Below are 20,489 nucleotides of genomic sequence, written 5' to 3' on the forward strand. Positions count from 1 at the left end.
CGTTCAGGTCCTACGCGTCGGAGTCCTCGAACCGGGCGTCCAGCACCGCGTCGAGTTCCGCCGCCCACTGCTTCAACTCCGCCTTGGACGAGGCTTCGACGTCGTTCTCGAACCAGCGCTGACTGGACACGTAGACGGTGACACCGAACCGCCGGCCGAACCGCGGGGTGCCGATCTCCACCGCCCCGATCTCGTCCCAGCCGAAGTGGGCTTCTTCCTCGTCCAGACGGAACGTGATGCCTTCCGCGTCGGCGACGATGGCGCCCCGGCGGTCGGATGCCTCGAAGACGGGCCCTTCGTCCTCGACCGGCCTCGCTTTCCCGGGATCCTCGGGGGCGGACCCCTCCGCGTCGGAGCCCTCGTCCTCGGACGTCACGCCCTCGGGCGCGGCATCCTCCGGCGGTGCCTCGTCGGCCTGTTCCGCGTCGGTGGCCTGCTCGGGGACGGCCGCGTCCGTCTCGTCACCCTCCGCGGGGCGCGGGGGCACCAGCCCGGGGATGTGTGCCGGGTCGAGTCCGGCGGCGGCCGTCGGCGGGATGATCGAACCTATGCGCTGCTCCACGGCAGGCAGTATGGCGGACGAACCTGTGCGGGTCCCAGTCGAACCGCACGGCCGGCCCGGACGGAAACGCCCCGTCGCAGGTCACCCGTCCGTCCGGGTCGTGCCGCGCACGGTACGCGACTCGGGCTGCCGGCCCAGGAGTTCGGCCATTCCTCTCCGGGTGGCCGCCACCACGACACAGTCCTCGGGCCGCAGGACGTACCCGGGGTGGAGGTCCCACAGCAGCCGGCCGGCGTGTTCGCGGCGGATGTCGCGGCGGGCGGTGGCGAGGTCGGGGCGACGGTCGTCGGGCTCCGCCGTGTCCAGGGCGATCACCCGCCACGCGCCGGGCCGGAACGCCTCCGCGACCGTCCGCCCCTCGAACTGCGGGTGCCCGGCCACCTCCAGCGCGGCGAAGAGCAGCACCTTGCGCTCGACCGGGATCGCGCCGAGGATCTGCCGGCCCATCATGGCGCCGGCGAACGCGGGAGCGGCGAGCGTGGAGACGCTGCGGCTCCGGGTCATCGCGTCGGGATGAGCCACGCGCAGGGTGCGGTAGACGGCGGTGGCGAAGTCGTCGTCGTACAGCCGCAGGGCGACCCGCAGATCCGCCTTGACCGTCCGTGCGTACAGCGTCGCCTCCAGGTTGGTGGTGTCGACGCTGGTCAGGGACAGCAGCGCGTACGCGCGATGGATCTTCGCCGCCTCCAGGACGCCCTCGTGCGTGACATCGCCCAGCACCACGGGAACGCGCAGCCGCCGCGCGAGGGGGATGCCGCGCGCATCAGGGTCCTCCTCCACGCACACCACCGGGATGCCCAGCTCCCGCAGTTGCACCAGCACGCGGGTGCCGACTTTGCCCAGCCCGAGCAGCACGACATGCCCCGACAGGCCTCGCGGAGGACGGCGCAGCGCCGCCGGCCCGCGGAACGCGCCGAGTGCCTCGAGCCCGCCCGCGACCAGCACCGGCAGCAGCGCCAGCCCGGCCAGTCCCGACAGCAGCTGGAGCACCTGACGGGCGGTGGGCTCGCCGACGGCCGGGTCGCCGATGGCGAACAGGTCGAGCAGGGTCAGATACGCGGCCCGCAGCGGGTGTTCGCCGGTCGTCAGCCAGGAGGCGACGGCCAGCGCGAGCACGGCCGCCCCCATCCCGGCGAGCGCCCAGCGCAGCCGCCGCGAGAAGATCTCGCCGAGGGGCGCTCCCCGTCCGGCCAGCTGGCGGGACGGCACCGCGGCCCCGCTGTGCGACACGGCCTCCAGCACCACCGTGCCCCTCCGGGTCGAGGCGGCGACGGTCGCGTCGTCGGGCAGCAGCAGCGGTCTGTCCGCGCCGATGTCCGAACCGGCCGTGCCGGAGGGGCCGTGGCCGGTGGACGACAGCAGCGCGAGGGTGCACAGACCGGAGTCGGGCGCCTCGCCCTGCCGGTGCGGCGGCCGTTCCACGGCCCGCAGCAGCAGACCGTCGGCCTGGACGACCTTGCTCGTACCGGCCACGGCGGTCGCGGCCAGCGCGGGCGCGGCCGTGTCCGCGTCGGACAGCACGGTGGTCGACGCGTCCAGCTCGGACGCGTCCAGCCCGGGCGTCGCGACCACGGCGGCCTGGTCGAGCAGCGCCTCCAGGTATTGGCCCAGCTTGCGGTTGTAGAGCCGGATCACCAGCCGCAACCGCGGGTTGAGCCGACGCGCGGCGAGCGCGGCCCTGATGTTGGTCTCGTCGTCGTCATGGACGAGAGCGACGGCGGCGGCCTGTTCCGCACCCGCCAGCCGCAGCGCCTCCTCGGTCGGCTCGGCGGCCTCCATCTCGCGTACGGGCAACAGGATTTCGCCGCTGGAGCCGGTCGCGTCCGCCGTCCCCGGCCGGTTCATCGCGGCGCTCACCCGCCCGAAGAGCGCGGAGGCGATGCGGTTCGGCACGGCGGCCGCCGGGCTGCTCGCCGACGACCGCGCCGGCGGTACGACGAGGGTGACCCGCTCGCCGTACACGCTGTGCAGTTCACCGGCGAGCCGTGTGGCCAGCGCGTCGTCACCGCAGACGATCATCTGCCCGGCGGGCACGGGCTGTTGGGCCGCGGGTGCGAGGGAGGAGGACACGTCCCAACCCTCTCGCGCCGACCCCCCTCGGCGCACGGCGGCCTCCCGGCCGCGCGTCCCCGTTCCGGCGCGGAGCCGGCCCGGTCGCGTGGTTCCGGGGACGCGCGGTGGCGGGCTACCGCGCCACGAACTGCGTCAGGATGGCCTGCACCTCGTAGATGTCGACGCCCTTGGTGAACGTCTTCTGGATCGGGGCCGGTGTGCCCGACACCCAGATCTTGAGCTCGGCGTCGAGATCGAAGGTCCCGGCGGTCTCCACCGCGAAGTGCGTGATGCTCCGGTACGGCACGGAGTGGTACTCCACCTTCTTGCCGGTGATGCCCTGTTTGTCGATGAGCAGGAGCCGGCGGTCGGTGAAGAGGATGGTGTCGCGGATCAGCAGATACGCGGCGTGCACCTGCTCGCCCTGCCCGAGCAGCCGCGCGTAGTCCTGCTGCGCCGCCGCCGGGTCAATGGTGTGCGCGTTCCCGAACAGTGCCATGGATGGCCCCCCAACTCGTGGATGACTCGTCAACTCGGCAACTCTGCAACTCGTCGACTCGTCAATGCGAATCTCCCAGCGTATAGGGGCGGCCGAGATGACCGGACGGCGTGGCGATCACACGCCTTTCGCCGCTGCGGGGACCGGCGCGGGAACTGGCCGCCGCCCCCGGGCGTCGAACAGAGCAGGGGGAACGACGGAAGGGAACCGACGCATGACGGTCACGCTGGGCGAGGAGATCATGCTGCTGTCGCTGGACGACGAGTCCGGAGCGGCGAAGGAGCGGCAGGCCGCGGGCTGGGCCGTCGCGGGCGGCATCGTGCTCGAACTCGTCCTCGCGGGCCGCATAGCGGTGGACCGCGAGCGGCTGACCGTGAAGGACACGACGCCCACCGGCACCCGGCTGCTCGACGAGCGCCTCGCGCTGATCGACGCCTGGGCGTCGAAGAAGAGCAGGGCACCCAAGATCACCGACTGGCTGACCAGGGACCACGACAAGGCCGTCACGGCCACGATCGACAGCCTGCGCGACCGGGGCCTGGTGAGCGAGGAACAGCGCAAGGTCCTCGGCCTGTTCCCGGTCCGCCGCTACCCCGAGGCCGATGGTTCGGCCGAGCGTGAGCTGCGCAGCCGCCTCGCCGCCCTCGTTCTGCACAACGCCACTCCGGACGACCGCTCGGCGGGCCTGATCGCCCTGATCCACGCGGCGAAGCTGCACCGGCTCGCCTTCCCGGACCTGCCGCGCAAGGAGGTCGCACCGCGGATGGAGGAGATCGCGAACGGCCAGTGGGCGGGGGAGAGCGTGCGCACCGCCATCTGGAACATGGAGGCGGCGATGGTGGCGGTCCTGGTGACGACGACGGTGGTGGTGACGAGCTGACGGTCGGCGGCTCGTCGGCGTCGCAGCGCGATCGGTGACGTCGTGAACCGGGTGTGCGGTGTTGCCGCACACGCGGTGCACATCAGAGACGGGAGTCGGCGGGCTGCTCCCAGGGCCACTTCGCGTCCCGCGCCGCCTCCAGGAGCGGGATCAGCCGGAAGGCGGCGTCGCTGAGGCCGCCGAAGGTGTGGCGGTGCGGCCCGGAGGCGGAGTGCCCGGTGGCGTACCCCTCCAGGTTCCAGGTGTAGACCGGAACATCGCGGGGCACCGCGGCGAGCGGGTCCTTGCAGTGGGTCGACTGCACCTGCTCGTCGGTGACGACGACCACCCGGGAGTGCCCGCGGTAGTGCTGCTTGACCGCCGCGGCGGTGTTGGTGCCGCCGAGGTCGTGGAACCGGTCGACCGCCCCCAGGACGGACTCACCCGGGCCGATCTCGACCGTGCGGCTGCCGGTGCCGAACTCGACCAGGTCGGCGTGTTCGGCCCGGGTGGCCAGGGCGGTCCCGAAAATGGCGGCGGCATCCGCCCGGGTGAGGTCGTTCCCCTCGCTGGTGTGCCAGAACATCGAGCCCGAGCGGTCCACCAGGACGAGGGTCCGGCCGGGCAGCGCGGGCACATGGGCGAGCGAGTGGTTGAGGGCGGTCTCCAGGGACCGTGCCCAGCGCGGCGAGGGCACGTTGCGGTGGGCGGCCAGATAGCGGAACGGGAACTGCCGTGAGCGGGCCACCTCGTCCGGATCCGAGATCCGTCGCGCCACCTGCGCGGCGACCTCGTCGCTGACGCCCGCGAGGTCGAAGTTGCGCAGGTTGCGGACGAGGGCCATCGACCCCATCGACGGGATCACGGCCTCCCACACCGCCGCGTCGAGCGGCCCGTGCAGCCAGCCGGCCAGCGCCTCCCACGTCATCCCTGCCGCCGCCAGCCGATCGGCCCCGTCGGGCCCGGTGACCAGGGCGTACCGCTCGGCGACCGGCACGGCCATCAGCGCGTGGTGCGCGCCGAGCAGCGCTTCGCCGACGGGCGGCACGGCGCGGTGGGGCCGGTGCCGCCGGTCCAGCGCGTACCGGAACAGCTCTCCCTGCCAGGGCCGGTCCGCGGCCGGTGCGGGGTGCGTCAACTCCAGCACGTCACCGAACCGGTAGGCCCGGGAGTCGCTGTCGTACTTCAGCAGCGCCCGCCCGGTGTAGAGCCGGCGTACGGCGTCGGCGACCCCGCGCTTGACGGGCTGGGGCAGCCTCCGGCCGTACCGGGACATCCAGTACGCCAGCAACTCACCCGGCTCGTCGGGACGTTGGAGTACGGCGTTGATCGCCTGCCGGCTGTATCCCGCTTCTCCGGCCTCCAGCCGCGCACGGGCGAATTCGGCCGCGCCCACCAGCGAGGCCGTCCGCATCCGGGCGTCGGTCCGCAGCCAGCCGAGCAGCCCGAGGGTCCACACCGGTTCGCTGAGGGCGAGTTCGCGGATCAGCCGCAGATAGCGGTCGTCGCGTGAATCGGCGCTCTCGTGGAAGGTGTGCCGCCCGACCATGTTGGAGACGGCGAGCAGGAAGAGCGCGTCCTTCGGCTCCCGGACGTATCCGGCACCGCCCTGGTGGTTGGTGATCCACGGCAGCCACGGGGCGACCACCGGCGCGGACGCCCCCCGCGGCGGTGTGGCCCACCGGCCGTCGGTGGAGAGCGGGGAGGTCACTCCGCGCGCGGTCAGGCCCGGCACTTCGGCCTGGATCTCCGCCCGGGCGTCGGCCTTGGTCCGCTGGCGGCTGAACCGGGTCATGCAGAAGTCCCCCTGGGGAGCGACGGGTCGAAGAGGTGGGTCACGTCGTTGGGCCACTGCGGTGCGCGGGCGCGGGACGGCAGTCGTCGGACCGGAGAGTGAGGGTTCGAGGGGCACGGGTCGAGGACGTGGGTCGAGGACTCGGCGGTGTGCGCCTTCCGAGATCGGATATGCGCACCGGTGGGTGTTCTTTTCAGGAAGTAACCGGGGCGCAGCGCATCGGAAGGCGCGGGACGTGACGCTACCCGCCGACGTTCGCGACGGCATCCGAATTAGTGACCCGGTCGCATGGATGCGACGCGAGCCCGTTCGACCGGCGATTTCTCGCACCTGCATGCGACATGGGACAGACCGTTCGAGGATCGGCCGCTTCGCTTCGTTACCTGGAGCGAAGCTTTGCCCTGGGTGGCGAGCGGGGTGGCGCGGGGGGTGGTGCGCCGGAGCCGGTAAAGGCTTGCTGTCAGTGACCGTCCGGGTTGGTGCAACAGGCACGTTTTGTCCGGAACATCACAGCGCTGGTTAGTTGAACGACGCAATCAACTGTTACGGAAATGTCCGCATTCAGTAACACGAAGCGGAGCACCTGCGGACCGGCGCCTCGGAGCCGCAGAGTTTGGGTCCTCGGCCCGGGGACGGCCGAGAACCCGTACAGCACAACGGGCCGAACGGACCGTTGTGCCCCTGATTCGAGGGGGCTTTCTCTTGTCTGCTTCTCGTACCGCTCGCACTCTCGTCGCCACCACGATGGCCGCCGGCGCCGTGGTGACCGCCCTGGCCATGCCGGCCGTGGCGGCCGACCGCGGACACGACCGCGGGCACGACCGCGGATCCGCCAACTCGGCGATCGAGCTGGGCCGCATCCAGTACGACAGCCCCGGCCGCGAGGACAACTCCAACCGGTCCCGGAACGCGGAGTGGGTGGACATCAAGAACACCTCCCGCAAGCCGGTCAAGCTGAACGGCTGGACCCTGACCGACAAGGCGGGCCACCGCTACACGTTCCGCCACTTCACCCTCGCCGGCCGCTCCACGGTCCGCGTCCACACGGGCATCGGCCACGACACCCGGACCGACGTGTTCCAGGACCGCCGCAACTACGTCTGGGACAACAAGGACAAGGCCATCCTCAAGGACCGACGCGGCCACGTCGTCGACAGCAAGTCGTGGAACCGTCGCTGACACCGCGCACAGCCGCATAGCCGCGGCGCACCTCCGGCCTGAACCGGGCCGCACCGTATGACACCAGGGCCGGACCCCTCCTGACAGGGGCCCGGCCCTGGTCCGTGTCCGGCGCGGACGCCGGTCGCTCAGGCCCGCTGAATGCCGCGCCCGGTCGGCCGGTACTCGACCAGCAGCACCCGCCCGTCCAGGGCCCGGTGCCCCACGAGCTCCAGCTCGGCGTACGCCACCCCCGCGAAGAACGGCTCACGGCCCGTTTCCCCCACGAGCATTCGAGGGTGTGACCCCGGGGTACCCCGGCAGCCCTTTCACAGGAGACGTCGGAGCGGAGCGGGGCTTCTCGACGCGATCCGGCCCTGCCGAGCCGACCTCCGCCTCCGCCCGCGGAAATTGAGGAGCGCCCGGGCGTTCGTCCCTGACACATTGGGCGGCAGACTCGGGGCACCCGCGTGCTCGGGCGGTCCCACGGACGAACAGGGAGCGCATGAGCGACCAACCCGCACGATGGACCCAGGCAACCGTCTACCCCGACATGTGGGCCGACCCGAACGACGACCCGCGCAACAGCGAGGGCGCGAGCCCGGACGGCGAGCTCGCGACGCTGGACGACTTCCTGACCAACTACCGCATGACCCTGCGGATGAAGTGCGAGGGCCTGACCCCGGAACAACTGGCCCGCCGTTCGGTCCCGCCCTCGACGATGTCGCTGCTGGGCCTGCTCCGCCACCTCGCCGAAGTCGAACGCGACTGGCGCAACTGGATCACCGACGGCGATCCGGTACCGAAGCTGTACGGCAAACGGGACGCGGACTTCACCGGAGCCGTCGCGGATCAGTCCGTGGTCGACGGCGCGTACGCGGACCTGGAACGCGAACAGGCCGCCACGGACGCGATCCTGGCCGAGCACCCGGACCTGGGCGCGCGCGTGGGCAGGGAGGACATCGCGGTACGCGAACTGCTGGTGCACCGCATCGAGGAGTACGCCCGCCATTGCGGGCACGCGGACCTGCTGCGGGAGTGCGTCGACGGGAGGGTGGGACAGTGACGAGAACCGGGGGCGTCGTCTGCTGGAGCCAGGCGAGGGGCCGCGGTGAGGCATCCCCGCATCGCTCGTCAGGAGCCGGTGACTGAGGCTGCCGGCCAGTCCTGTTGAGGAAGATGCTGGTGGGGTGCAGCCGACGTCGGCACCTTGGCCATCACCACCCGGAGCACCGCTCTGCCCTTCTAGCATGGCGCGCATGCCTCCACGAGACCGTCAGATCAGCGCCGAGATCGGGTTGCCTTTCCTGAAGATCGGCACCAATGACGTGGGTGCGTTCTTCAAGCGCCGCGAACGCCGCTCCACGGGGCCCTTCCTGCTCCTGTCCGTCACCAGCGGACTGGCGCTGGACACTGCTCTGGAACGGTCGGACGGCAGCCATCCTCACCTGTGGGGAACACATGGCCAACCGCACCAGCTCTGGAACTTCGAGCCGTCGGGCCACAAGGAAGAGGTGCGCATCGTCTCCGTCGGCAACAACCTGGTTCTCGACGGTCAGACCCTTCAGGCTGCCGATGGTCACCAGCATCCCCGTATGCGCGGACGCAGTGATCTTGACGTGCCATGGCAGCGCTGGCGCATCGTTCCGGCCCCGGACCGTCGGGCACATCGCATCATCAACGCCGGTACGGGACTTGCCCTGGACTGCCCCTGGGAGGCGGGGGTGAGAACCCGCCCGGTGTTGTGGGAACCCAACGAAGGCGAGAACCAGCACTGGCTGCTGGCCATGCCCTTCGTCTCGTCCGAAGACAACGCCTGAGATCCACCGCGGTCAGGCGGCGGATGCCTACCCCCGGCGGCGCACAGCGCCGGGCCGCGACGTGAAGGCCCTGACCGTTTCAGCGGTCAGGGCCTTCGTCGTGCTCCCGTGCACGGCCGACACCGCCGGCCCCCTGGGTGCCCGGGCGGCCGGTCTCCGCCCCGCTCCAGCCGGTAGGGTGCGGATCTTCGGCCGGCGCAAGCCGTACGGAGTCCCTGAAGGCCGGTCGCATCATGCACCCCTCCGACCACCCCGCACACCGCCGCCTCAGCGCCGCCGTCGACAACCTCGCCATCACCTTCCGCGGCATGACCGCCCGTCCGGACGAGCACAACTGCGAGTGCCACTGGGGCAGTCCGGAGGAGCTCGCGCTTCTGAAGACGCCGGACGTCGAGCTGGACCCGGACCTTCTGCGCCGGACCTGGCAGGCCACCGACTGGACCGATCACGCGGCTGTGCTGCGCCGCATCCTGCCGCAGTTCGCCAGGTTCCTGGTCGCCGGTCGCGCGGAGGCCACGTTCGGGCTGGAAGAGGTGGGACACTCCTTCGCCCGCGGCAACTGGCAGCAGTGGCCCGCCGATCACGCCGGCCCGGTACGCGAGTTCCTGCACGCCTGGTGGGAGCAGAGCCTCACCGACCCGGATGCAGCCGTCCCGGCGCACGACGTCGTCGCGATGTGCGCAGAGGCGTCGGGAACGATCGGCCCCTGGCTCGCCGAGTGGGAGACGCGGACCGGGCACCTCAGCGACCGCCGTCTCGCCGAGGCGGCGGCCACGTGGGAGTACGAACTCCTGGGAGACAACCTGCCGTGGAAGGTCAGCTGGTACGACCACGAGGAGGAGATGCGCGCGGAGCTGGTGTCCTGGCTCCTCGGCCACGCGACGGTGCGACTCCGCGAGTCGGGCGCGTCGGCGGATCTGCGGCACCGGATACGCCTGCTGGGACTCACGGACGAGGCTCGCTGGACGGATCCGCACTGGCCGGGGCACCGTTACTGATGCCCGCGGTCCGCTGCCGCCCAGCAGTCACGCGGGCCACGCCGCTTCAGGGTTGTTGAAGAGCGGGGCAGGTGAAGCGAGGAGCACGGTGCGGAGTGCCGTGTTCATCCAGCCAGGATCGACTGCTACGCCCATCACGCGCTCCATCAGCGCGAAGGACTCGGCGCTCAGGGTCTCCATACGAAACGTGACACCCTCCGCCCAGACAGGCACCTCGGGCCGGGGATCCGACCAGGCTGCGTCCTCCAGGACGAAGGGGTCGAACATGACGTCCACACGACCGTCGAGTGCGTGCAAGATCCGGTAACGGGCGTTGGCGTCCCGGTGGAAGCTGAAGAACCGGCCGCCGCCGGCTGAGGCTCGCCTGGCGATCTCCGGGAGACTGCCGTGGTAGCCCCACTCGATGCCGATGACGTGTGCGCCGACAGTGACCACGCGCAGCAGTTCGTGATCCTCATAGAGATGACGTGCCTGTTCATCGGCTGTCTCGTCGAACGTCATCATCCGAGACACAGCCGGATCACCACCGAAGGCCCGGATCACTTCGTCCTCGGTCTTCCCTGAAATGACGGAGAACGTATACGCCTCAGGGGCTTCTTCATCAGCCCAGGCATACTTCGCGACGAGGTCATCCCACACCGCGGTCTCCCTCGACGTCCTTACAGGTCGTGAAGAGGCCCCACAGGGATGCTCCCTCGTGGGCCGTCCAGGTACGCCAGTTGTCAGAGCGTCTGTCTGCCATGAGCCAGACGTTATGCCCGAGCACTGACAACCCGCCGTCCCGCAGGCATTCGCCCTGTCAGTCGTCGCTGTGGCGCACGGGGTCCGGCGGCGAGACCGGTTGCCAGTCGGTGCCGGGCTTGGTGCGGAACATGCCTCGATACACCTCACGCGTACCGACAGTGACACCCTCGCCGTACTCGTGCAGTTCCTCGAAGGCTTGCTCCGCGGACTCGTAGACGAACTTCCGGCCCGTCGCGTTCCGGATGACCCACTCCCTGTCGCGATGGACAGCGAGTGCCATGCCGTCGCTCGTAGCGATCCCCCACCGTCCGAGATGTGGCGCTGATCGTACCGGCACCCTGCACGGCAGAAGGCGATGAACCGAGTTGCTGACCTGCGGCGTTGCTGCCCTGCGCAACCTCGTCCCCTGGGCACGTCACCCAGTCCCCTGATGACCACGGTTCACCGCCCTCACCGGCACGTTGTGGCACGCCCCCTCGGCGCTGTACGTGAATCCGTCAGCTAGAGCGCTTCCCGCGGATCAGCCACGCTCCCTGCCTTCATCTCCGCCCGCGCCCGGTACTCGTCCAGAAAGCCCACGGCGAGCAGCGACAGAACCGCTGCCAGGCCGAAGGCGGCGGTCAGCAGGTTGAGCAGGCTGTAGGGGCCGCCGGCCGAGACGATGCGACCGTCGTCCAGCAGGCAGTCGAAGCCCAGGGGGAAGTAGGACGGTTCGTGGCCCGCGAGTTGATCGAGCGTGCCGGGCGGGAGGGAGCGGCAGGGAACGGCGGGGGAGGACCCTGCTCCGGACTCGGCTTCGCTCGCGTCCCACTGGACCGAGCCGAGCCCGATCGCGTACACGATGACGGCGGCGACAGCCGCCATGCCCGCGCTCCAACGCAGCAGGTCCCGGCCCCAGTCCGCCCGGCGCCCGGGGAGGACGACCGACAGCAGCTTCACCATGACCGCGATGACCCAGAGCGGTACGGCGAGTATGGCGCCGTACATCAGCAGGACGAACATGCTGGATCTGCCTTCCGGGCGTTCCCCGACTCCGTGGACGACCTGATCGTCCTGTGCCAGACGCCATGCCGCGCCGGCTGGTTCCCGGCGCAGCTGAGCCCCCCGGACGGACCTCAGGTTCAACAGCCGAAACAGCACTCCGACAGCAACAAAGGCCCGGGCCTCTGGCCTAGAGCTTTTCCAGGGAGCGAGTAGCCCCGATGCTCAGTTGTGGGGACATGGCCGTATCACGTCACATAGCGTGTTGAGGTGACAACTCCCACTCAAACTGGCGTTGATCCTGGGGCTCTTGGGGCTGCCACCTTCACAACGGTCTTCATGTTGGTGCTGGACCCCGGAGAGTACGACTGGCTGAACTCCTTCGTGGGCGTAGCCCTCTCCTGCATGCTGCTGGCCTACTACAGGCCCACCACACCCGAGACTCGGTTCGACGCTCGATCCCGTGCATGGGCTTTCGGGGCAGTCGGCGGACTTCAGCTGGCCAGCATCCTGTCGTGGCCAATCCAAGGGGCCACGAACTGGGCGGTGGACTGGGAGCTCTTTGGCCTGGATGAGGGATGTGGGAACACCAGCCGTTGCCTGGGTGAGGTGGCGGACGTTCCAGTCGCGATCGTTTGGGTCGCTGCGGCCATTTGGCTCGCCGACCAGCACCAGCGACGCGTGCCATATGTTGCGCCCGCGCCTCCGCCTTCGCCGTAGGTCTGATCAACAGTCCGCGAGTCACCCCCACTTGGCTGCGCTCAATGGCCGAGGAAATGACGCAGCGGGGGGCCCGGCCTGCGGTCGCCCAGTCCATCCACTTGCGGTGCGACGACATCTGCTTTGGGAGTCGATCAGTGCTCGGTTCCACCGCAGTTCCACCGCGCTGCTTTCGCGACGCTCAGCTCGGTACTGGTCGGACAGGCTGAAGAACAGCTCGATCGCTGGTGCTCCGGAGGCTTCTGCCTCGCGTCCGATCTCTGTGATCCAGCTCAGCGAAGTCTCGTAGTCGTCCCGGTGCCACAGCTACTGGTCGAAGGGCGAGCTGGTGCCTGGGTCCAGCCGGGACACCCTGCACGTGCCGGTGACCGATCCCATGGGCCACGACATCGGCGCCGCCCTGGCCGCCACGGTGGTGGTGGGCGGTCTACGGGGCGCCCGCCGCGCGGGAGCCGACCTGGCCGAGCAGGCTCACCTGGCCGATCAGGCCCTGGCGGCCCACGGCCACGGTCACGCCACAGGGGCCTCCGTGTCCGCCATGGGCGACAACCCTGTTGAGCAACCACAAACTTGCGCACTGCCGCCGCCTTCCCCTCACACCCCAGCCTCTACCCTTGAGGACTTCGGATTGATGGTTCACGAACAACCACGGAACGGAGCGTGCGGTGACCGCGGGGGAAGCGCATGGCGGAGAGCTGACGGGCAAGGTACTCGGCGGGCGCTACCGGGTGACCTCCATCATCGGGCGCGGCGGCATGGGAGTGGTCGCCCGGGCGGTGGACGAACTCCTGAACCGGGAGGTCGCCGTCAAGGTCCTGCGGGCTTTCACCGACACCTCCGCAGCCGAACTGGCCGACGTACGCACCCGGATGCAGCGGGAGGCGCAGGCCGCCGCCCGTATCCGGCACAGCGGCGTGGTCACCGTGCACGACGTGACCGAGGAGCAGGGCCTCCCGGTCATCGTCATGGAACTCGTCGACGGGCCCTCGCTCGACGACGTGCTGACGGAGCGCGGCACACTGGAGCCCCACGAGGCCGCCGCGATCGGCGCCAAGCTGATGGACGCGCTCGACGCCGCGCACCGCGTCGGCGTACTCCACCGAGACGTCAAGCCGGGAAACGTGCTGATCGAGCGCGGCGGCAGGGTCGTGCTCACCGATTTCGGCATCGCCAGCATGGAAGCCTCCGACGACGACGCCATGGCCAAGCTGACCCGGAGCGGTCAACTCGTCGGTTCCCTCGACTATTTGCCGCCGGAGCGCGCGCAGGGCAGGGAACCCGGTCCCGCGTCGGACATCTGGTCGCTCGGCATGACGCTCTACGCAGCGGTGGAGGGCACTTCGCCGTTCCGCCGCACGTCCGCGTGGTCCACCCTTTCGGCGATCGTCACCGAGCCCCTGCCGGAGCCCCGCCGGGCGGGACCGCTCACGCCGGTGCTCCAGGCACTGATGGCGAAGGAGCCGGAGAACCGGCCCACCGCGGAACAGGCGCGCGGCATGCTGGAGCGCGTCGCCTCGGGCGGGACGGTGCACCTCGCGTCCGCTGCTCCGACGCCGCCGCCCGCTCCCACGGTGGGCCCCGGGGCCGCGGCCGCCGCACCGGTCCCCGGGTTCGGTCCCCCGCTGTTCCCCCAGCCCGCCCCGCAGCCTGAGCCTGCGCACGCGGGCTACGCGCAGCCCGACCTGCCGCCGACGCTGCCGCAGCACGGCGCGCCGGTCGCCGGCCACGCCGGAGTCCCCGCTCCCGAGACGGGCCGGACAGCAGCCCGTCGCACACGCCGTCGCGGCAATCGCACCGTCGTCGCGGCAGCGGCCGCCGTCGCGCTCCTCGCCGCAGGCGGCGGCATCACCTACGCCCTGACGTCCCAGCAGGGCGGCACGACGACGAACGGCGCACAGCCGACGCCGCCCGGCGTCGCTGACAGCCCCCGGTCGACGGGGGGCAGCACCCCGGAGTCCGCCGGCGTTCCCGGAACGTCCTCGAAGCCGTCGCCCTCGGAGGAGCCTGACGGTGATGAGGACGAGGAACTGGGCCCCACGAAAAGGCCGGACGTCGAAGGCGACAAGCCGACCGAGAGCCCGTCGGCCTCCCCGGAGACCGAGCCCAGCCCGACGGTGAAGGAGCCCACCCCGGTGTCGACGGCCTGCACCGGCTGGGCCCACGAGAACCGCAGCGCCGGCTACGGCGAGCTGGGCGAGACGTCCCACCTCTACACCGGGCCGTACGCGGAATGCCAGTACGTGACCGTGGTCAAGACCGGCGCGAAGCTCTACTACCACTGCTACGTCACCAACGCCTACGGCAACAAGTGGATCTACGCCCGCATCGATGGGACGAACACCGAGGGCTGGGCCCACAGCATCAAACTCACCAAGGAGAGCGGCACTCTGCGCCGCTGCTAGGTGTCCCAACCACTGCTGCGTGGGAGCGGCTTCGGAAGCGGGACTATGGTCGGCCCGCTCCAGCCGGCTGATGCCGCGCCGCGTGCGGGGTTCTGAGCTTGTCCGGGTGGATGGGCTCGTCAAGGAGGCACGGTTCAATGCCGAGACAGTGAGCCTTGTCGAGGCTCTGACCTGGCTTTCAGGTTGGGGGCGGTTGATGTTTCGGTGACCCGTGGCTGCCCGGTGGCCCCCGTGGTTCCCCGTTCGATCGGGCACGCGAGGGGCCCGGATCGAGGTGGCCTAGCCTTCACGCTGTGAAGCTGCTCGATGTCCCGTCTCTGTGGCACGTACGTCTGACAGACGGCGGACTGATCCACGTCTGGGCCGACGGCTATTCGGTCGTCGACGACTGCTACGTCTTCGATGTGATGGCGAAGGTCCCCCTCGACTACCAAGCCCAGGTAGACGTCACCTCCAAGGCGCCGCCCAACCATCCTGAGAATGTGTGCGTAGCCGTGGCCCGCATTCCAACCAGTACCGTTCAGGAGCTGCACACCGCACGCATCTACGGCGATCGCTGCTGCGACTGCATCGGCGATTGACCACGCGGCCCGTGGAGCCAACCGGCCCCAGCCACATCGGGCTACCCGGCCACTGCTTCTGGTGTGCTCGCTCCAGCCGCGCGACCGGTGTAGCCGGGGACGGAGCGGGGCCGAGACAGGAGCGTCGGCCCCGGCGGGGACGCCGGAGAGCGCGCGGTGAGCGGAGCGAGCCGCCTTGATCCAGTGGAGAAAGTTCTACCGCGCCGCTTCGCGACGATCAGCTCGGTACTGGTCGAACAGGCTGAAGAACAGCTCGATCGCTGGCGTCCCGGCCTCTTCTGCCTCGCGTTCGATCTGTATGGCCCAGCCCAGCGAGCTCTCGTAGCCGTTGCGGTGGCACAGCCACTGGTCGAAGGGCGAAACGGCGCCTGGGGCCCGGAAGGGGAAGTCCTCATCGACTCCGTGAACGCTCATGGCTGCGCGGTACCCGATCAGCATGGAGTCGAGGTGCTGCAACGAGCTGCCACGCACCCATATGCCGGGGCGCAGCCGTATCTCGTCGAGGAGGTCGTGGACATCTTGCAGCTCGTGGAGTTGGCGCGGCATCTGCGTCACAGGGACCCCGCCAGGTGCTTGCCGTCATGGCTCCGCACGTGAGGGCCTGCCTGGTCCAGGGCGTCCAGCAGTCGTACCGAGTAGACCTCGGACATCCGCTCGGCGACTTCCTCGGGCGTGAGCCAGGCGACTGCGGTCGACTCGTCGGAGGTGCGCTCGGTGCCGGCGGAGGGCTCGCAGCGGAAGACCAGGGCGACGATCCCGCGGGCCGTGTTCTTGTAGACGCCGGAGAGCTCGCCCACCTCGACGTGGATGCCGGTCTCCTCCAGGACCTCGCGCCTGACCCCTACTTCGGGTGACTCGGACAGCTCCAGGACGCCGCCCGGAAGTTCCCAAGTCCCGTTGTCCGCTCGGCGGATCGCCAGGAGCCGGCCGTCCTCACGCATCACGGCCCCGGACACAGACACGGAGTGCAGGGGGCCTGGCTGCGTTTCGTGGGCGCACTGTCTCATCCAGTGGAGCATAGGGCGCACGACCCGGTCCGGGCCCGCCCTCAAGGGCGCGACCGAACGAGCCGGCAGGTCCCGGCCTCGACCAGGTGGTGAGCCCACCGAGGAGCCGCGGACGATCAACCACGTGGTGCAGATCTGGTGCGAGGCACCCAACCCGGTCCGGGCAACAACAAAGCCCCGGGCCTCTGGCCTGGGGCTTCTGTCTGGAGCGGGTGACGGGAATCGAACCCGCGCTCTGAGCTTGGGAATCACCGCGTTCTGGGAGATCGGCTGCGGACTGACCTGCGTGTACGGGAGCCCGGGGCAACTCAGGTACTTGTCCTGGCACCGCTGTTGACCGTGGTTTACCGACCTGTCGGGCACGAAACGGGCACGAGCTGTGTGAACCGCCTTGGTTGTTCGATCTCCCTTCGGCCGGGTTGCGGCCCGCGGTCAGCACCGAGGTGCCACGCACGGCCGCCAATTGTTGCGGCCGCACGTGGTCGTTGATGTCAGCGAAAGAGCTCCGGTACCGGGCAAATCTCCAAAGGCTCATCCGGTCGGTCCGCCCAGCCCCACCAGACATGCCGATCGGCACACCTCCAGAGCATCCGGCAGGTCCGCCGGCTATCGGCCTCACGCTTGGAGAGCACGAAGCCGCCGGACTCCATGGGCTGCCCGCACTCGGAGCAGGCCGGAGAACCGTTGGTCATGCGGCGCACCCTAACGGATCGACTGCTTCGTCCCGAAGCAACTTGGGGTGCTCGCTGTCCTTGGGCTGCTGCGCCTGTCACCTGGGCTGATGGTCCGCTGACGTCCACGGTTGTTCGCGGTTGTGCGTCGTGGTTGTCACACAGTTAGACACTCATGAGGCAGAAGGGCCCCTCACTCCTCCCCAGGGGGAATGAGCCGGTCAGCGCTCTCGGCGTCGGCCACGTGCCCGTGTGCATCGACAGTGATCGGAGTGGCCCGTCCCTTGGAAGTGACGAGCCAAGCAAGTACCTGCTCGGTCAACGGGCCGTCGTCCGGTCCCTCGTCCTTCCAGTACGCGCGCCAGCCGCTTCCTGGTACGGCGGCTACCACTTGGTCGGCTCGCTCCAGGTGTGAGAAGTCCGGGTAGTCCGTCACCGGCCGGCGGGTCCCTTGCTTCGGATCGACGACGAGGGCAATGCCTGTCGCCGTATCCCAGGCGTCTACGTCCACGGTCCGGCCAATCATCGTCTCGGTGCCGTTGAAGATCGCCAGCCAGCCCGTCCCGTTGAAGTAGCGCATGCCGCCATCGTTCCTGACGGCGGCTCGATCGCCCACTGCTTTCGGTGAGGCATGAGCTTGGGAATCACGGGCAGTTCGGGACACCGGGGCGCTTGGCGAGGCAGAACAGCGCACGGCGCTCTCCCGTGCGTCGGAGAACTGAACTGCTGTTGACCGCAGTTCGCCGCACCATCTGGTGCCGTTCTGGTGCCGTTCTGGTGCGAGGGCGAGTGCGATCTGCCGTGCGTGGTTGACCCGGCGGCGACCTGGCCCCGGATCCAAGGTGCCCACAGTAACCACCACTGGTTCCGTTCGAGTCACAGAAGCTTGAGTAATGAGCTAGTCGGCAGACTGCTGGGCGGGGCTAATTCACATCAATGCTTGCCAACTCCTGACCAAGCAGCCCAAGAGCCGCCATGCTGTGCTGCATGGCAGACCATCTCAGCCCGTACCTGACGCAGACGATTCGACCGCGGATGTTCAGCCAGCCATGGCACCGGTACGCCTGGGCCGTTGTCCCGCTCCTCAGCATGTCGGTCCTCGCCTGCCTCCCCTTCATCGTCGCTTCGTACCGGCACGTTGTCGGGTGGCGGATCGCGGCTGTGTACACCGTCCTGAGCGCGACCGTCCTCGGCTTCGCCATCGTGCAACCCCAGGTGAACGGATGGTTCGCAGTCGCCGTCTGGGCCTTCATGATCACGACAGTCGTGCATGTCCTGCTGCTTGACCCGAGGAAGCCGCAAGACAAGTAGGCCGCCTTGCGCACCTAGTCAAGCGCTGGTAGCTCGCGCTCGAGTACCTCACCGCCCTCGGCCGCTTGCACCGAAGAAGCCATCAATGAGGATCAGGCGGCGTTTGGCCTCATGGCATCAGACCTACCGAGGACGGCAGCACCCTGGTGGCATGGACCGCCGTACGGCAGAGAGCAATGAACGCTGCTTTGTAAGCCTGGCACCGGTCGCGGACACGTCCTCGCTGGCAGCCGTCCGAGAGGGCTGGTCCGGCTAACGAGTATCTGCGCCACCACGTGCCCCGGGTTGACCGTGACTGACCGCTCGTTCTGGCACGGATCTGGCACGGTCGCCTCCTGATCCGTAGCTCAGCGGGATCGGTCAGCGACGGCCATACAGGTCGCTTCGAGGCCCCTGAAGGCCGCTGCCGGACGAAGATGGTTGTCGCGGTTGCTGTACGGCGCTGCTGTGCAGCAACCCCATCCACTAGTCGAGCGCGGTTGATCGCTCACGAACCCGATCGTCCAGCTTCCCATCTGCCAGATCCCGCAGTGCAGATGCATAGCCAGCCATGACCGCATCGTGAACGAGGTCCTGCAAATCGATGGGAATCAGTTCGTACACGCCAGAGCAGACGTTCTGGGCTGCTTCGTGGGCAGAGTTATAGTCCACGTCCCGAATCTCGGCGTCCAGGCCGCTCCTGAGGCGGAGCCGTTCTTCCTTTTGGTCAGAGGTCATAGCGATCGCGATACCCGTCGGGTCGCCTCGGCAAGCAGTTGACCAAGGTCCGTCGGCGAGCGGGTGTGGCCGGCCGGATCATCGAACCGCCACTCGAGGCCAAGATGCGTGGACGGCTCCTGCCAGCCCTGGCACCGCAAGCTCCGGGCCCTCAGATAGATGTGCCCCGGCGCGTTGAGGCGTGTCCTTCGGTGACAGCTGAAGACTGCACGGCTCCGCGTCGACCACCGGCCGCCCCAAATTCGCTACCCGCCGCCTACTACCGCTGCGGCGACTACTGAATCATCATCAGGTTCCGAGCGTGTGTTGCGCCGACCGCCTCGCATCTGCGAGCGAAAGTGCGTTAGTAGCTTGTGCACAGATCCAGGAGTGATGAATTCATGCTTCTTCGCGAGTTCCTCTATGTCGACACCGACAAAGTCCGCTCCATGCTTGGACAATTGGATGAGGGGGTCGCGGAAGAGGCCCGGGACACGAGTCGCCATGAAAAGCGTTCGGAAGGCGGAGTGAAGGGATTTGCAAGCCACTACCAGAACTGGGGAACGGAAAGCTATGTGAGTAAGTCCTTGGGTGACACGCTGTTTCCTTCTCTGGAGAACATGCTGGAATCAGATGGACTACTATCCGATGTTTCCGAGCAGATGACGGATTCTGACTATTGGACGTCAGGGGAAATGGAAAACGACTACCCGCCCGGCTCGCTGATCAGGATTACAGCCTCGGGTTCGTTGTTTGACGCACGCTATGTCGCGGCTGTGTTCTCTTCATTCGGAGCAGCTACTCTGGGTTTTCAAGGACTTGGCACCGAGACGCCTGCTGCCCCAACGCCTCCCATCAAGAAGCAGCAACGGCCGCCAAGGCCACCTGCATCTAGCGCCCCGCACCGACCTCAGCTTGAAGATGAGATTCCGGAATTCGTCTATATCGAGAATGGCGAGCCAGCTATGGACGCCAAGCAACTCAAGAGCCTACTGAAGGTTGCTCGCGGACTTTTCACTCCCGGCCTGCATCTCAATTTGTTTCCGATTGGGGGTGATGAGGTCGCTGTTGGGGTTCGACTACAGGAAGGCCGCCAGTACCTCGACGGTGATCCGGATATCCTTTTCGCAAGGTACGGAACTGGGGAGCAAGAGTGGACCGTCGTCGGGAGTGTCGGCCACTACGGAAGGGCGAACGTTCCCATGTCAGAGTCCCCTCAGCTCCTAAGCGCAGATCAACGCGTACTCAGGGCGCGGACTGCAAAGTTCATCAACAATTTCATGGGCCTGATAGGAAGTCAGGGATTTTCCGATCTTCCTCAAAGTCCAGGTTTTTCCATGGTCCCCCTGGCGGTATACAGGCAGAATCCTCACTTTTCCCTGCCGCCCGCTATTCGCGGCGACGAATGAGGTTGGTGGAGCGGCTTTGGGCGGGAGCTGCCATGGGGCGAGAGATCGGGGCCCGTAAGCTTCCTGCGACTCGGGCAGTCTCCTGACCTGCCCGCAATAGCCCGATATGGGCCCCGATCTTGGAGGCTCGCCCCATGGTGGCTGCGTAAAGCCGCGGAACCGACCGCCCCAGCCCCCGCCGGCCTAGTTCTCGCCTCGTCCAAGTTGTCTCGCTCTAGCCGCGC

General features: G+C 68.6%; 21 protein-coding genes. 9 read left to right on the plus strand and 12 right to left on the minus strand.

Annotated features, from left to right (window positions below):
• Positions 1-10: 10 nt before the first annotated feature.
• The 3 genes from ACFWU3_RS05010 to ACFWU3_RS05020 all read right to left on the minus strand — a co-directional run bounded on the left by ACFWU3_RS05010 (position 11) and on the right by ACFWU3_RS05020 (position 3,113).
• Complete coding sequence (locus ACFWU3_RS05010) at positions 11-562, minus strand: hypothetical protein (protein WP_384431270.1); 552 nt, start codon at positions 560-562, stop codon at positions 11-13.
• An 81-nt stretch (positions 563-643) separates the two neighbouring features.
• Entirely contained in the window at positions 644-2,581 is a 1,938-nt protein-coding gene (locus ACFWU3_RS05015; protein ID WP_384431705.1) for an NAD-binding protein, read from the minus strand.
• Between the two features lie 166 nt (positions 2,582-2,747).
• The gene (locus ACFWU3_RS05020; RefSeq protein ID WP_313945166.1) at positions 2,748-3,113 is read right to left on the minus strand and encodes a PH domain-containing protein; all 366 of its coding nucleotides are present in this window, start codon (positions 3,111-3,113) and stop codon (positions 2,748-2,750) included.
• Positions 3,114-3,327: 214 nt separating this feature from the next.
• Between ACFWU3_RS05020 and ACFWU3_RS05025 the strand changes: the two genes are divergently transcribed.
• The gene (locus tag ACFWU3_RS05025) at positions 3,328-3,993 is read left to right on the plus strand and encodes a GPP34 family phosphoprotein (RefSeq protein ID WP_384431273.1); all 666 of its coding nucleotides are present in this window, start codon (positions 3,328-3,330) and stop codon (positions 3,991-3,993) included.
• Between the two features lie 82 nt (positions 3,994-4,075).
• Here ACFWU3_RS05025 and ACFWU3_RS05030 read toward each other — a convergent pair whose 3' ends face one another.
• The gene (locus ACFWU3_RS05030; RefSeq protein WP_384431276.1) at positions 4,076-5,767 is read right to left on the minus strand and encodes a TROVE domain-containing protein; all 1,692 of its coding nucleotides are present in this window, start codon (positions 5,765-5,767) and stop codon (positions 4,076-4,078) included.
• 702 nt (positions 5,768-6,469) lie between these two features.
• Between ACFWU3_RS05030 and ACFWU3_RS05035 the strand changes: the two genes are divergently transcribed.
• The gene (locus ACFWU3_RS05035) at positions 6,470-6,946 is read left to right on the plus strand and encodes a lamin tail domain-containing protein (protein WP_384431279.1); all 477 of its coding nucleotides are present in this window, start codon (positions 6,470-6,472) and stop codon (positions 6,944-6,946) included.
• 128 nt (positions 6,947-7,074) lie between these two features.
• Here the strand turns inward: ACFWU3_RS05035 and ACFWU3_RS05040 are convergent, their stop codons facing one another.
• The gene (locus ACFWU3_RS05040) at positions 7,075-7,212 is read right to left on the minus strand and encodes a hypothetical protein (protein WP_384431282.1); all 138 of its coding nucleotides are present in this window, start codon (positions 7,210-7,212) and stop codon (positions 7,075-7,077) included.
• 218 nt (positions 7,213-7,430) lie between these two features.
• On the opposite strand from ACFWU3_RS05040, the gene ACFWU3_RS05045 reads away from it, so the two are divergent.
• From ACFWU3_RS05045 to ACFWU3_RS05055, 3 genes are all read left to right on the plus strand, one after another.
• Complete coding sequence (locus ACFWU3_RS05045) at positions 7,431-7,991, plus strand: DinB family protein (RefSeq protein WP_384431285.1); 561 nt, start codon at positions 7,431-7,433, stop codon at positions 7,989-7,991.
• Between the two features lie 184 nt (positions 7,992-8,175).
• Positions 8,176-8,745 (plus strand): RICIN domain-containing protein, encoded by a 570-nt coding sequence (locus tag ACFWU3_RS05050; RefSeq protein ID WP_384431288.1) that lies wholly within the window; start codon positions 8,176-8,178, stop codon positions 8,743-8,745.
• Positions 8,746-8,978: 233 nt separating this feature from the next.
• Positions 8,979-9,743, plus strand: coding sequence for a hypothetical protein (locus ACFWU3_RS05055; RefSeq protein ID WP_384431291.1), 765 nt, complete (start codon positions 8,979-8,981; stop codon positions 9,741-9,743).
• 27 nt (positions 9,744-9,770) lie between these two features.
• On the opposite strand, the gene ACFWU3_RS05060 is transcribed toward ACFWU3_RS05055, so the two are convergent.
• From ACFWU3_RS05060 to ACFWU3_RS05070, 3 genes are all read right to left on the minus strand, one after another.
• On the minus strand, positions 9,771-10,382 hold the full coding sequence (locus ACFWU3_RS05060; protein ID WP_384431294.1) for a DUF6461 domain-containing protein: 612 nt from the start codon (positions 10,380-10,382) through the stop codon (positions 9,771-9,773).
• Positions 10,383-10,542: 160 nt separating this feature from the next.
• On the minus strand, positions 10,543-10,767 hold the full coding sequence (locus ACFWU3_RS05065; RefSeq protein ID WP_384431297.1) for a hypothetical protein: 225 nt from the start codon (positions 10,765-10,767) through the stop codon (positions 10,543-10,545).
• A gap of 221 nt (positions 10,768-10,988) precedes the next feature.
• Positions 10,989-11,489 carry a hypothetical protein gene (locus tag ACFWU3_RS05070; RefSeq protein ID WP_384431300.1) on the minus strand — a complete coding sequence of 167 codons (501 nt, stop codon included), beginning with the start codon at positions 11,487-11,489 and terminating at the stop codon, positions 10,989-10,991.
• 1,364 nt (positions 11,490-12,853) lie between these two features.
• On the opposite strand from ACFWU3_RS05070, the gene ACFWU3_RS05075 reads away from it, so the two are divergent.
• Together ACFWU3_RS05075 and ACFWU3_RS05080 are read left to right on the plus strand one after the other, a co-directional pair.
• A complete protein-coding gene (locus ACFWU3_RS05075) occupies positions 12,854-14,590 on the plus strand; it encodes a serine/threonine-protein kinase (protein WP_384431303.1) in 1,737 nt (578 codons plus the stop codon).
• A gap of 293 nt (positions 14,591-14,883) precedes the next feature.
• Positions 14,884-15,171, plus strand: a complete 288-nt coding sequence (locus tag ACFWU3_RS05080) for a hypothetical protein (RefSeq protein ID WP_384431306.1) — start codon at positions 14,884-14,886, stop codon at positions 15,169-15,171.
• Positions 15,172-15,366: 195 nt separating this feature from the next.
• Here ACFWU3_RS05080 and ACFWU3_RS05085 read toward each other — a convergent pair whose 3' ends face one another.
• From ACFWU3_RS05085 to ACFWU3_RS05095, 3 genes are all read right to left on the minus strand, one after another.
• Positions 15,367-15,717 (minus strand): hypothetical protein, encoded by a 351-nt coding sequence (locus tag ACFWU3_RS05085; protein ID WP_384431708.1) that lies wholly within the window; start codon positions 15,715-15,717, stop codon positions 15,367-15,369.
• A gap of 5 nt (positions 15,718-15,722) precedes the next feature.
• Positions 15,723-16,190, minus strand: coding sequence for an NUDIX hydrolase (locus ACFWU3_RS05090; RefSeq protein ID WP_384431308.1), 468 nt, complete (start codon positions 16,188-16,190; stop codon positions 15,723-15,725).
• An 852-nt stretch (positions 16,191-17,042) separates the two neighbouring features.
• Positions 17,043-17,429 carry a hypothetical protein gene (locus tag ACFWU3_RS05095; RefSeq protein ID WP_384431311.1) on the minus strand — a complete coding sequence of 129 codons (387 nt, stop codon included), beginning with the start codon at positions 17,427-17,429 and terminating at the stop codon, positions 17,043-17,045.
• Positions 17,430-17,836: 407 nt separating this feature from the next.
• Here ACFWU3_RS05095 and ACFWU3_RS05100 point away from each other — a divergent pair, with 407 nt between their 5' ends.
• A complete protein-coding gene (locus tag ACFWU3_RS05100) occupies positions 17,837-18,160 on the plus strand; it encodes a hypothetical protein (protein ID WP_384431314.1) in 324 nt (107 codons plus the stop codon).
• Between the two features lie 465 nt (positions 18,161-18,625).
• Here the strand turns inward: ACFWU3_RS05100 and ACFWU3_RS05105 are convergent, their stop codons facing one another.
• Positions 18,626-18,877, minus strand: coding sequence for a hypothetical protein (locus tag ACFWU3_RS05105; protein WP_384431317.1), 252 nt, complete (start codon positions 18,875-18,877; stop codon positions 18,626-18,628).
• A gap of 380 nt (positions 18,878-19,257) precedes the next feature.
• Here ACFWU3_RS05105 and ACFWU3_RS05110 point away from each other — a divergent pair, with 380 nt between their 5' ends.
• Positions 19,258-20,265 (plus strand): hypothetical protein, encoded by a 1,008-nt coding sequence (locus ACFWU3_RS05110; protein ID WP_384431320.1) that lies wholly within the window; start codon positions 19,258-19,260, stop codon positions 20,263-20,265.
• Positions 20,266-20,489 lie beyond the last annotated feature (224 nt).

It is taken from the genome of Streptomyces sp. NPDC058685 (assembly GCF_042714725.1).
GTDB lineage: Bacteria > Actinomycetota > Actinomycetes > Streptomycetales > Streptomycetaceae > Streptomyces.